Raw genomic sequence first — 10,013 nt, forward strand, 5'->3', positions numbered from 1 at the left:
CGAGGGGCTGCCCGAGCCCTGGGCCAGGGCGGTGCGGGAGGCCGCCTGGCGCGGCGCCGAGACGCTGCCGGGGGCGCTGGAGCGGGCGTTGGGCGACCGGGAGCGGGGCCGCCCGCCGCGCCCCGGCTGGTGGTCGGCGGCCGCCGCCGGGCAGGCGGTGCTTCTCGCCACCCAACTGCTCGGGCTGTGCTGGCTGTTGACGGTGCTGATCGGCGAGCCGGTGATGGGCCGCTGGCTGCCGCTGCTGCTGCTGACCGTCGGCTCGGTGGGCGGGCCGCTGCTGGCCTGGGGGTGCCGGATCGCGGCGCGCGGCCCGGCGCACGCCTACGGGCGGGCCGAGGAGTGGCGACTGCGCCGGCTGGCCGCCGAGTTGGGGCACCGTCAGGTGTTGGAGCCGGTGGCGGCCGAGCTGATGCGCTATCGGGAGGTGCGGGAACGGTTCGTGGTGGCCGCCTCACCCGCAGGGGGGACGGAGTTGTCCACATCTGGTCAGTAATCCACAGGCTCCGGCGGGATTCGGGAGTGTGCCCCACCATGGTCCCCGGTGAGGCGTTCGGCGAACTCCCCAGGTAACGATTCCACTTCGGAATGTGTGAGTCACCCGTCCGGCGGGGACATCGTCGAACTGCCTCTCTACGATCCACCGTACGCACGGGGATGTTGATGAGCGTGCCGTCGGAAGATACGGCTGCGCCCTGTGATCTCGTGGAGGGGACACACACATGATGCACGCGCGCAAGCGGGTCGTATCCCGCCTTGCGGCCACGGCCGTGGCAACCGGGCTGTTCGCGGGCGGCGCTCTCGCCGCCGCCGGCCCCGCCGCCGCCGACGAGCTGAACCCGCGCAGCGGAGGAGCCACAGCGGTCCTCGACGGGTTGCGGGTCAGCGACCGGGTGGACGTCACCTACAACGGTTCGACGAACACCTACGGCGCCGGCCTGTTCTATCTGACCGCCGAGGACGGCGGCACGCTGAAGACCTACTGCATCGACTTCGCCACCGGCGCGCAGAGCGGTGCGCAGTACAAGGAGACCGGCTGGGAGTCCTCGACGCTCCACGGGAACCCGGACGCCGGCAAGATCCACTGGATTCTCCAGAACTCCTTCCCCGTGGTGAACGACCTGGCCACGCTCGCCGAGCAGGCCGGCGCCGAGTCGCTCAACGAGGAGCAGGCGGCCGCCGGCACCCAGGCGGCGATCTGGGAGCTGTCGGACGGCGTGGACGCCGTTCCGCAGAACGAGAACGCGGCCAAGCTCGCCGACTGGCTGCTGGCCAACGCCGGTGACGTCGCCGAGCCCGGCGCCTCCCTGGAGCTGACCCCGCCGCAGGTCTCCGGCCAGCCCGGCCAGATCATCGGCCCGGTCACCGTCACCACCAGCGCCGACTCGGTCTTCGTCAGCCCGGACGCCAGTGCCGCCGAGCAGGGCGTCACCATCGTCGACGTCAACGGCGAGTACGTCACCGAGGACCAGCCGGTCGCCAACGGCACCGAGCTGTACTTCTCGGTGCCCGAGGACGCCGCCGACGGCAGCGCCTCGCTGACCGCGACCGCCACCTCCCAGGTGCCCGTCGGCCGCGCGTTCACCGGCATAGACACCCGGACCCAGACCATGATCCTGGCCGGCTCCTCGGACTCCTCGGTCACGGCGGGCGCCAGCGTCAGCTGGGCGGCCCCCGGCCAGCCCGCCGTCGCGGTCAACGCGGTCGAGAAGTGCGCCGAGGGTGGCGTCGAGATCACCGCGACCAACGAGGGCGACGTTCCGTTCACCTTCGAGCTGGACGGCGAGTCCTACGAGATCGCCGCCGGCGAGTCGCAGGCCGTGGTCGTCCCGGTCGAGAACGGCCAGGCGTACGAGATCACCATCGAGAACGCCATCGAGGGCGCCGAGCCCTGGGTCTTCAGCGGCGTGCTCGACTGCGAGACCGGCGACGACGGCGGTCAGGAGCAGATCGACGAGAACGAGCCCGCCCCGGCCAGCACCGGCGGCGAGAGCGACAGCGACACCGACCTCGCCGAGACCGGCAGCAGCGGCGGCAACCCGGCGCTGATCGGCGGCGTCGCCGTGGCCCTGCTGGTGGTTGGCGCCGGCGTGGTCCTCTTCATCCGTCGCCGTTCCACCACCGCTGGGGAGTGACCCGAGGGTCTGACCCCATCGACACACCGGTCGTCGCGTCCCCGCTGACGTGACGAGGGCCGGACGAGCCACTCGTCCGGCACCGGGGGCGGGCCCCACGGGGCCCGCCCCCTCGCGTTGTTCCCCGTGCACCACGCCCGCCCCCGCCCGCGCCTCGCGCCGCCCGCGCCCCTCGGCACCGGTTTCGTTCGGCGCGCGGCGATGCGGCAGGATGGTGGCAGGCTTCCCACTCACTGACGACAGCTGCCGGACGGTTTCTCTTGGCTGAGTACATCTACACCATGCGCAAGGCGCGCAAGGCCCACGGCGACAAGGTGATCCTGGACAACGTCACCCTGAGCTTCCTGCCCGGGGCCAAGATCGGTGTCGTGGGTCCCAACGGCGCCGGCAAGTCCACGGTGCTCAAGATCATGGCCGGTCTTGAGCAGCCGTCCAACGGGGACGCGTTCCTCACCCCCGGCTACACGGTCGGCATCCTGCTCCAGGAGCCGCCGCTCGACGAGTCGAGGACCGTGCTGGAGAACGTCCAGCAGGGCGTCGCCGAGACCAAGGCCAAGCTCGACCGGTTCAACGCCATCGCCGAGCAGATGGCCACCGAGTACACCGACGCGCTGATGGAGGAGATGGGGCAGCTCCAGGAGGAGCTGGACCACGCCGGCGCCTGGGACCTCGACGCGCAGCTGGAGCAGGCCATGGACGCCCTGGGCTGCCCGCCGGGGGACTGGCCGGTGACCAACCTCTCCGGCGGCGAGAAGCGCCGCGTCGCGCTCTGCAAGCTCCTCCTCGAACAGCCCGACCTGCTCCTCCTCGACGAGCCGACCAACCACCTGGACGCCGAGTCCGTGCAGTGGCTGGAGCAGCACCTCGCCAAGTACCCGGGCACCGTGGTGGCCATCACCCACGACCGGTACTTCCTGGACAACGTGGCCGAGTGGATTCTGGAGTTGGACCGGGGCCGCACCTACGTCTACGAGGGCAACTACTCCAAGTACCTGGAGACCAAGCAGACCCGGCTCAAGGTCGAGGGCCAGAAGGACGCCAAGCGCGCCAAGCGGCTCAAGGAGGAGCTGGACTGGGTCCGCTCGAACGCCAAGGGCCGGCAGGCCAAGTCCCGTGCGCGGCTGGCGCGTTACGAGGAGATGGCCGCCGAGGCCGAGAAGACCCGGAAGCTGGACTTCGAGGAGATCCAGATCCCGCCGGGCCCCCGGCTGGGCAACGTGGTCGTCGAGGCGTCCGACCTCGGCAAGGCGTTCGGCGAGAAGGTCCTGGTGGACGGGCTGTCGTTCACCCTTCCCAGGAACGGCATCGTGGGCGTGATCGGGCCCAACGGCGCCGGCAAGACGACCCTGTTCAAGATGATCCTGGGCCTGGAGTCGGTGGACTCCGGCTCGGTGCGGGTCGGCGAGACGGTGCAGATCTCCTATGTCGACCAGTCCCGGGAGAACATCGACCCGAAGAAGACGCTCTGGGAGGTCGTCTCCGACGGCCTGGACTACATCAACGTGGGCCAGGTCGAAATGCCCTCGCGCGCCTATGTGAGCGCGTTCGGCTTCAAGGGGCCGGACCAGCAGAAGCCGGCCGGGGTGCTCTCCGGCGGCGAGCGGAACCGCCTCAACCTGGCGCTCACCCTCAAGCAGGGCGGCAACCTGCTGCTGCTGGACGAGCCGACCAACGACCTCGACGTGGAGACGCTCTCCTCGCTGGAGAACGCGCTGCTGGAGTTCCCCGGCTGCGCCGTGGTCGTCTCCCACGACCGCTGGTTCCTGGACCGGGTGGCCACGCACATCCTGGCCTACGAGGGCGACTCCAGGTGGTTCTGGTTCGAGGGGAACTTCGAGTCCTACGAGAAGAACAAGATCGAGCGCCTCGGCCCGGACGCCGCGCGCCCGCACCGCGCCACCTACAAGAAGCTGACCCGGGGTTAGACGATGCGGCATCGTTTCGAGTGCCCGCTGCGCTGGTCGGACATGGACGCCTTCGGCCATGTCAACAACGTCGTCTTTCTGCGCTATCTGGAGGAGGCGCGGATAGATTTCATGTTCCGTCTGGCGCGGCAGGCCGACTCGGGCGCGTTCACCGGCGGTTCGGTGGTCGCCCGACACGAGATCGACTACCGCAGGCCGCTCGTCCACCGACCGGAGCCGGTCATGATCGAGCTGTGGGTGACCAAGTTGGGCTTCGCCTCGGTCACGGTCGGCTATGAGATCAAGGACGAACGGACCGTCTATGTCACGGCGCAGACCGTGGTCGTGCCCTACGACCTCGAACTGGGCAAGCCGCGCCGACTGACCGACCAGGAGCGGGAGTTCCTCGCCCGCTACCACGACGACCAGGCGGGGAGCGCCACGGCGGCATGACCGACCAGCCGGAGTTGGCCTTCGCCGGGGCCGGGGAGGCGGCCGAGCTGGTCGCCTTCCTGGCCCGGCAGCTGCGCTGGGACCGCACGGCGGCGGCCCGGCTGAAGGTCGAGGGGGAGGTGCTGGCCATCTTCACCCGGCCGGCCAGGTTCGAGGTGCTCGCGGTCCGTCCCGTCCGGCTGCGCGAGCCGGTCGAGCTGGACCGCACGGTCTCGGTGGGCGAGCTGGTCGAGGCCCTGGACGAGGAACGCGGGGCGGTGCGGCTGCCCGGGGCGGTGACCGGCCCCTCCTGGGCGGGGGTGCTGCCGCCACGCGGCGGCTGGCGCCCGCTGGCCGAACTGCCGCACCGCGCGGTGTGGGAGTCGGCCACGACGGTGGTCGCCGAGTTCCGGGAGCGCACCGAGGCGCTCGCGCCGGACGAGCGCACCCGCGCCACGTTGGACGCGCTCGCCGAGGAGATCTGGTCGCGCCCCCTGGGCGCGACCGGGCTGCCGCTGCGCGCCGTGCACGCCGCGCACGCCCTGGGCCTGCTGCGGGCGGCCGAGCCGGTGCGGGTGCTGGAGCGCGGCGGCTGGCTGCGGATGCGGACCGCGCTGGGCTCAACGGCCGTGCGGGTGCGGGGAGTCGGCGGCCTGGGCGTCACGCCCGTCTGAGCGCCCCGGCGGCCAGGCCGGCTACCGGCCCGTAGTGCGGCCGGCCCGGGCGGGTGTCGGTGGCGTCTGCGACCATGGGACGCATGATCCAGCAGCTGACGTTCTACGAGCGGGTCGGGGGCGAGCCGACCTTTCGGGCGCTGGTCCGCAGGTTCTACCAGGGGGTGGCCGAGGACCCGATCCTGCGGCCGATGTACCCGGAGGAGGACCTGGGGCCGGCCGAGGACCGGCTGGCGCTCTTCCTCATGCAGTACTGGGGCGGGCCGCGCACCTACAGCGACACCAGGGGCCATCCCAGGCTGCGGATGCGGCACGCCCCGTTCACGGTGGACCGCGCCGCGCACGACGCCTGGCTGGCGCACATGCGCGACGCGGTCGACAGCCTGGAGCTGGAGCCGGCGCTGGAGAAGCAGCTGTGGGACTACCTGGTCTTCGCCGCCCGTTCCATGATCAACACCCCGGACTGACACCGGTGTTCGGCCGCGCGCCGTCGGGCGCGGCCGGGCCGCTCAGGTGTCGTCCCAGCGGAAGAGGCGGGCGGCCACGGCGGTCAGCACGGCGGCGAAGAGCAGCAGCCCGCCCATCGCCGGCAGCGCCGCGCCCCAGCCCTCGCCCCGGGTGAGCACGCCCTGGACGGCCTCGTTGAGGTGCTTGAGCGGCATCGCGTTGGAGATCGCCCGCACCCAGTCGGGGCTGGAGTCCAGCGGGAAGAACGAGCCGGAGAGGAAGGCCATCGGCATGATCACCAGCTGGAGCGCCGCGTTGGCCGCCTCGTCGGTCTTGGCCCAGGCGCCGATCACCAGGCCGACGGACATGAACGCGAGCGTTCCGCAGGCGACCAGCGGGATCGCCAGCCACCAGAATCCGGTCAGCCGCAGTCCGTAGAAGGGGATGGTGGCGACCCCGAGGAAGAGCGCGGTCTGGAGGAACGCCATCCCCAGGCTGACCCCGATCCTGGCCCCGATCACCGTTCCCGGCGAGATCGGCGCCAGCCACAGCCTGCGCAGGATGCGCTTCTTGCGCCAGTTGACCAGGGTGAACGCCGACATGAACGAGGCGCCCATGGCGATCGCCCAGCCCAACAGGCCGGGCGCCAGGTACTGGATGGGCTTGATCGACTTGTCCTCGACCTGGTCGCTGGCCAGCTCGAAGGCCGGCGGCTGGCCGGTCTCCGCCAGGTTGGCGCTCTGCACCAGGGACTGCATCAGGCCCTGCACGGTGCCGGCGCGGGTGGCGTCGGCGGCCGAGTAGCGCAGCTCGATCCGGCCGTCCTCGTCCTGCCACACGACGGCGTCCGCGTCGCCGTCGCTGACCCGGGCCAACGCCTCGTCGCGGTCGCGTACCTGCTCGACGTTGAGCGCCTCGGACAGGTCGCGGCGCTGGTCGGCCGGCATCTCGTCCAGCACGGCGACCTCGCCGAACTGGAGGACGTGCGAGCGGGAGACCGAGTCGTTCTGGAAGAGCGCCCCGAAGAGCAGCAGGAACATCAGCGGGAAGACCAGGGTGAAGAAGCTCGCGGTGCGGTCCCGCAGCAGGCCCTTGAGCATGGCCAGGGACAGGCTCCTGAACGCGCTCACTCGCGGTACTCCCGTCCGGTCAGCTGGAGGAAGACGTCCTCCAGGTTGCCCACGCCCAACTCGGCGATCAGCTCGGACGGCGCCCCGACGCGCAGGATGCGGCCGGCGTCCATGATGGCCACCCGGTCGCAGAGGATCTCCGCCTCGTCGAGGTAGTGGGTGGTCAACACCACGGTGCGGCCCTGGGCGTTGATCTCGCGCAGCAGGTCCCACAGGTTCCGGCGGGCCTGCGGGTCGAGCCCGGTGGTGGGCTCGTCGAGGAAGACCAACTCGGGGTCGTGGACCAGGGCGCAGGCGATGGAGAGACGCTGGGCCTGACCACCGGAGAGCTTGTCGTCCCTGGTGCCCGCCTTCTCGGTCAGCCCGACGGTCTCCAGCATCTCGTCGGCGCGCCGCGAGGAGACGCCGTAGAGCGCGGCGAAGGTGTGGATCTGCTCGCGCGCGGTCAGCTTCTCGAAGAAGGCGGACGCCTGGAGTTGGACGCCGATCCGGCGCAGCAGCCCGGGGTCGCGCGGCCAGGAGGGCTGGCCGAGCAGCCGCGCGCTGCCCTCGTCGGGTTCGCGCAGCCCCTCGACCAGCTCCAACGTGGTGGTCTTGCCCGCGCCGTTGGGGCCGAGGATGCCGTAGAACTCCCCGTGCGCGACCTCGAAGGTCACCCCGTCGACTGCCCGGACCTCGCCATAGCGCTTGCGCAGCCCCTCGACCGCTATCGCCGGTATGTTTTTGGTCACTTGGCGATGGTAGCCGTGGCCGAATCTCGGCGGTGCGGGCCCCCTGGGCGGGGCCGGTCGAGCGGCGTCGAGGGCCTCCGTGGGCCCGCGCGTCGCCCCGGGTTCGGGGCGCCCGGCGGCGTTCGACACGTTCAACGGGCCCACGGATGACCGCCGGCGATCGTTCAGCGGCGGTCGTTGGCGATCACTGGCGGTAGATGCGCAGGGTGGTCCAGGCGCCCACATGGACGCGGTCGCCGTCGCGCAGCGGCACCGGGACGAACGGCTGGATCGGGTCCTCCGCGCCATTGACCGTGGTGCCGTTGGTCGAGTCCTGGTCCACCACGGCCCAGCCGCCGTCGGGCTGCTCCACCAGCACCGCGTGCTGGTGGGAGACCCCGGGGTCCTCGGGCTGGCGCGACAGGTCGATGTCGGGGGCCTCGCCCGTCGAGTTCCGCCGGCGCCCGATGGTCATCTGCGGCCCGGTGAGCGGCAGTTGCTGCTCGGGGGCATAGGCGGGGAGCGTCAGCTGGGCCGCCTCGGGTCCGGAGCGGTGCATCATCGCGGTGAAGTACTCGGGGTCGGGACCGATCGAAACCAGCCAGGCGCCGCCCTGGCCGCCGGGCTGGCCCGGGTAGCCGGGCGGGCCGGGCTGCGGCGCGGGCTGGCCGCCGGGCGGCGGCAGCATCCAGTCGCCGGTCTGCTGGGGCGGGGGATACCCGCCGGGGGCCGGCGGCGCCTGCGGCGGGGGGCCCTGGTGCGCCTGGGGTGGCTGGTGACCGTGCTGCGGAGGCGGCGGGCCCGGCTGCTGGAAGCCGGGCGGCGGGGGCGGCGGCCCGCCGGGCGCGCCCTGCGGGGCGCCGGGGTAGGCGGGGGCCGGCGGGGTGTAGGTGGTGGGGGAGTTGGTGAGGAAGTTGTACCGGCACTCCTCGCAGAACGGGGCCTGCGCCTCGCGCGGGGTGCGGCACTGGGGGCACAGCTCGGCGGCCGGCATCGGCGCGGTGGCCGGGCCGCCGGGGCCCGGGTAGCCGGGCGGGCCGCCCTGGCCCGGATAGCCGCCGGGGCCGCCGGGCTGGCCGGGGAAGTCGTGTGCCGGCGGAGGCGGCGGCATCGCGACGGCGGGTGCCATGATGCGGTGCCCACACACCTCGCACCAGTCATCGGCCATCGACTGGTGGCCGTTAGGGCAAGTCGGCATGGAACTGCCTCCCCCTCACGTCACTTCTTCACTCGGTATCGGGACTGCGTCGGGACTGCTGTGCGGCGGGGCCGTCTCCAGGCTGCACGACGGGTGCCCCCAGCGAACAGTACCGGTCGCCCCGTCGGGCGGGTCCACTTCCTTCGCGAATTCCTTCGGGAGCGATCGCGGGGCCCGGGGGTGTGGACGGGCCGGCTGGGCGGGGTGGTTGGGGGCTTCGGGAGGGGATTGTCAGTGGCGTCGCGTACGGTCTGTGGTCAGTGGCTGGCGGAGAGTCAAGGGAGTGTGAGGTGCGCCATGTTCCGTTCGCTGGGCCGGTTGTCGGGGTGGTTGACGCGTCTGTGGCCGGGGCGGTCGTCGGGTCGGCCGGCGCCCCGGGCGGGCCGACCGCGCGGCCCGTGGTGGTCAGTTGGCGGCCGGGGGCGAGGGGAAGGGGATCACGGCCACGGTGACGTTGTCGTGCCCGCCGGAGTCCAGCGCGTACCGCACCAGGTGCCGGGCGCTGGGCAGCGGCGCCTGGCGGGACTCCCTCGGCACCAACCGGGCCATCTGCTCGGCGGTTTCGGCGTAGTTCCACAGGCCGTCGGTGCAGATGATGACGACGCCGGGCCGGTCCGGCTGGAAGGTCGCGGTGTGCGGCTCGACCTCCTGCGCGTCGGCGCCGAGCCAGGCGGTGATCGCGTGGGCCCGGTGGTCGGCCATCGCCTCCGCCTCGCTGAGCAGCCCGGCGGCCACCATCTGGGCGGCCCAGGAGTCGTCCTCGGTCAGCCGCGCCGCCACGCCCCCCTCGTCCTGCGGGACCCAGTACGCCCGGCTGTCGCCGATCCAGCCCACGGTCAGCTGGCCGCCGGTGGTGACGGCGCTGACGATGGTGCAGGCGGGGGCGTTCCGGCCGGGTTCCTGTTCGGCGTCGGCGAGTTGGTTGACGGCCTCCGCCGCCGCGAGCACCGCCTCGTGCATCGCCTGCGGCCCGGCGACCCCGCGCGGCAGCGCCGTCAGCAGGGACTCGGCTGCCGCCTCGGACGCGGCGGCCGACGCCTCGTGCGGCCGGCTGGAGGAGGAGACCCCGTCGCAGACCACGGCCACCACGGCGGGCGTGCCGTCGGAGAGCGCGGTGGCCGCCACGCTGAACGCGTCCTCGTTGCGGTGGTGGCGCAGGCCGAGGTCGCTGACGGCGGCCACGCCGCCCAACTCCCGTTCCACATGGTCGCGCGCGTCCGCGTGTTGTCCGGCGCAGTCGGCGCACCGGCCGCCCTCGGCCTCCGCCTCGGCCCGGCCGCATCCGGTGCAACGGGCCCTGGCCGGCTCGGGGTTGGGCGGCGGCGCGGCGCTGGCTCGGGGGTCGACGCCCCGGGGGGCGTTGCGCTGCGCCGCCGGGGGGCG

The 10,013-nt window shown here is 72.6% G+C and carries 9 protein-coding genes and 1 pseudogene; 6 read left to right on the forward strand and 4 right to left on the reverse strand.

What is annotated here, in order from left to right; all coding sequences use genetic code 11:
• The 6 genes and pseudogenes from EBN88_RS25345 to EBN88_RS25370 form a co-directional block, all read left to right on the forward strand.
• A pseudogene (locus EBN88_RS25345) lies at positions 1 to 496 on the forward strand (ATP-binding protein); the annotation flags it as partial.
• Positions 497 to 770: 274 nt separating this feature from the next.
• Entirely contained in the window at positions 771 to 2,135 is a 1,365-nt protein-coding gene (locus EBN88_RS25350) for a thioester domain-containing protein (protein ID WP_233580952.1), read from the forward strand.
• 260 nt (positions 2,136 to 2,395) lie between these two features.
• Positions 2,396 to 4,060 (forward strand): energy-dependent translational throttle protein EttA, encoded by a 1,665-nt coding sequence (ettA, locus tag EBN88_RS25355; RefSeq protein WP_122399385.1) that lies wholly within the window; start codon positions 2,396 to 2,398, stop codon positions 4,058 to 4,060.
• A gap of 3 nt (positions 4,061 to 4,063) precedes the next feature.
• Entirely contained in the window at positions 4,064 to 4,492 is a 429-nt protein-coding gene (locus EBN88_RS25360; protein WP_122399386.1) for an acyl-CoA thioesterase, read from the forward strand.
• Positions 4,489 to 5,145: a hypothetical protein gene (locus EBN88_RS25365; protein WP_122399387.1), complete on the forward strand. Its 657-nt coding sequence runs from the start codon at positions 4,489 to 4,491 to the stop codon at positions 5,143 to 5,145. Before EBN88_RS25360 ends, EBN88_RS25365 begins: the two co-directional genes overlap by 4 nt.
• Positions 5,146 to 5,228: 83 nt before the next feature.
• Positions 5,229 to 5,612 (forward strand): globin, encoded by a 384-nt coding sequence (locus EBN88_RS25370; protein WP_407703462.1) that lies wholly within the window; start codon positions 5,229 to 5,231, stop codon positions 5,610 to 5,612.
• A gap of 42 nt (positions 5,613 to 5,654) precedes the next feature.
• On the opposite strand, the gene EBN88_RS25375 is transcribed toward EBN88_RS25370, so the two are convergent.
• The 4 genes from EBN88_RS25375 to EBN88_RS25390 all read right to left on the reverse strand — a co-directional run.
• Positions 5,655 to 6,722 (reverse strand): ABC transporter permease, encoded by a 1,068-nt coding sequence (locus tag EBN88_RS25375; RefSeq protein ID WP_122399389.1) that lies wholly within the window; start codon positions 6,720 to 6,722, stop codon positions 5,655 to 5,657.
• A complete protein-coding gene (locus tag EBN88_RS25380) occupies positions 6,719 to 7,453 on the reverse strand; it encodes an ABC transporter ATP-binding protein (protein WP_233580954.1) in 735 nt (244 codons plus the stop codon). Before EBN88_RS25380 ends, EBN88_RS25375 begins: the two co-directional genes overlap by 4 nt.
• A 184-nt stretch (positions 7,454 to 7,637) precedes the next feature.
• Positions 7,638 to 8,630, reverse strand: a complete 993-nt coding sequence (locus EBN88_RS25385) for an FHA domain-containing protein (RefSeq protein WP_122399390.1) — start codon at positions 8,628 to 8,630, stop codon at positions 7,638 to 7,640.
• Between the two features lie 405 nt (positions 8,631 to 9,035).
• On the reverse strand, positions 9,036 to 10,013 hold a 978-nt coding region (locus EBN88_RS25390), incomplete at its 5' end, for a PP2C family protein-serine/threonine phosphatase (protein WP_233580956.1).

Origin of the sequence: Streptomyces triticirhizae (genome assembly GCF_003696235.1) — a bacterium.
GTDB lineage: Bacteria > Actinomycetota > Actinomycetes > Streptomycetales > Streptomycetaceae > Streptomyces > Streptomyces triticirhizae.